The 634-nt window shown below is 46.1% G+C and carries 1 pseudogene; it reads left to right on the top strand.

The annotated features are described in order from the left end of the window. A pseudogene (gene vmeC / locus R7Q11_RS27250) lies at positions 1-634 on the top strand (multidrug efflux RND transporter periplasmic adaptor subunit VmeC); the annotation flags it as partial.

The following is a 634-nucleotide window of genomic DNA, read 5'->3' as shown; positions in this document are numbered from 1 at the left end:
AAGCTTACGATGAAGCTGAAGCAAACTACTACTCGCTTAAAGCAGATATCGAGAGTTTAAAAGCAACCATCGATCGTCGTGAAATCAAAGCGCCATTTGCAGGTGTAGTTGGTATCCGTAACGTTTATCTTGGTCAATACATCCAAGCTGGTAGCGATATTGTTCGCCTAGAAGATAGCAGCGTAATGCGTCTGCGCTTTACCGTGCCTCAAACAGACATCTCGCGTATCAAACTTGACCAAGAAGTGGATATTTTTGTAGATGCCTACCCAGATCAGCCATTCAAAGGCTCAATTTCTGCCATTGAACCTGCAGTAAATGTACAAAGTGGGCTGATCCAAGTACAAGCTGACATTCCAAACAGCGATGGCAAACTTCGCAGCGGTATGTTCGCACGTGCAAACATCATCATGCCGAAATTGGCAAACCAAGTGACGCTACCTCAAACAGCAATCACCTTCACTTTGTACGGCGATAACGTCTACATCGTGACAGAAGAAGATGGTGAAAAGCGCGTGAAACAACACGTAGTTAAAGTGGGCGAACGTACTAAAGACATCGCACACATCTTGGAAGGCGTGAAACCAGGTGATGTTGTGGTGACGTCGGGCCAAGTCCGTTTAAGCAACCACGC

This window comes from Vibrio sp. 970, assembly GCF_033339075.1.
This window is presented reverse-complemented; position numbering and strand designations above follow the sequence as displayed.